At 54.3% G+C, this 547-nt stretch carries 1 protein-coding gene; it reads right to left on the bottom strand.

Features of this window, described 5'->3' with window-relative positions:
- Positions 1-521: helicase C-terminal domain-containing protein (locus tag J7438_RS28610; RefSeq protein ID WP_503003956.1), on the bottom strand; the 521-nt coding region annotated here is incomplete at its 3' end.
- Positions 522-547: the final 26 nt, after the last annotated feature.

The following is a 547-nucleotide window of genomic DNA, read 5'->3' as shown; positions in this document are numbered from 1 at the left end:
CGCAATAGACGACCACAAGCCTGTATCAGGCGGATCGCCGCATCCGGCACGGTAATTTCCATAAACGGATTCCGCCCCTGGGCTTCCAGCCACTCAGAGAGTGCGGCCTCCACAGGGTCGTCCGGTACTGCAAAAGGAATCTTGGCAATAATCACGTGTTCGCAATAATGACCGGGTAAATCTATCCCTTCTGCCAGGCTGGCAAGACCAAACAGGATGCTGACCTTGCCATCATCAATCTGCTGGCGGTGCTTCTTCAACAACTCCTGTCTTGAATAGTCATCCTGCAGCAGGATCTTCTCCTGCCAACAGGCATCCAGACCAAAGTGCACATCCTTCATCTGCCGACGGGATGAGAACAGTACCAGCATCCCTTTTGGGCGATCATCACCGGACAGTAACTCTGGTAGCAGCTCGATAATCTCGACAGTATGATCTTCCGCATTCCGTGGGTCTGAGGCCATGGCCGGTATTACCAGAGAAGCCGCCTCACCATGCAGAAATGGACTGGGCACTACCACACAGCGAGACTGTGCAGGCACTCCGG

The sequence above is a fragment of the Thalassotalea sp. G20_0 genome (assembly GCF_017744175.1).
Lineage (GTDB): Bacteria > Pseudomonadota > Gammaproteobacteria > Pseudomonadales > Endozoicomonadaceae > Endozoicomonas.
This window is presented reverse-complemented; position numbering and strand designations above follow the sequence as displayed.